At 52.1% G+C, this 758-nt stretch carries 1 protein-coding gene; it reads left to right on the forward strand.

All coding sequences use genetic code 11. The annotated features are described in order from the left end of the window. Positions 1–80 precede the first annotated feature (80 nt). The coding region (istA, locus tag ACUU1I_RS20920; protein ID WP_152030653.1) for an IS21-like element IS100 family transposase at positions 81–758 on the forward strand (678 nt) is incomplete at its 3' end.

Here is a 758-nt window from a genome sequence, read left to right on the forward strand (position 1 = left end):
GAACGGTGCAATAGTGATCCACACCCAACGCCTGAAATCAGATCCAGGGGGTAATCTGCTCTCCTGATTCAGGAGAGCTTATGGTCACTTTTGAGACAGTTATGGAAATTAAAATCCTGCACAAGCAGGGAATGAGTAGCCGGGCGATTGCCAGAGAACTGGGGCTCTCCCGCAATACCGTTAAACGTTATTTGCAGGCAAAATCTGAGCCGCCAAAATATACGCCGCGACCTGCTGTTGCTTCACTCCTGGATGAATACCGGGATTATATTCGTCAACGCATCGCCGATGCTCATCCTTACAAAATCCCGGCAACGGTAATCGCTCGCGAGATCAGAGACCAGGGATATCGTGGCGGAATGACCATTCTCAGGGCATTCATTCGTTCTCTCTCGGTTCCTCAGGAGCAGGAGCCTGCCGTTCGGTTCGAAACTGAACCCGGACGACAGATGCAGGTTGACTGGGGCACTATGCGTAATGGTCGCTCACCGCTTCACGTGTTCGTTGCTGTTCCCGGATACAGCCGAATGTTGTACATCGAATTCACTGACAATATGCGTTATGACACGCTGGAGACCTGCCATCATAATGCGTTCCGCTTCTTTGGTGGTGTGCCGCGCGAAGTGTTGTATGACAATATGAAAACTGTGGTTCTGCAACGTGACGCATATCAGACCGGTCAGCACCGGTTCCATCCTTCGCTGTGGCAGTTCGGCAAGGAGATGGGCTTCTCTCCCCGACTGTGTCGCACCTTCAGG

The sequence above is a fragment of the Shigella sp. SIG3 genome (assembly GCF_053555855.1).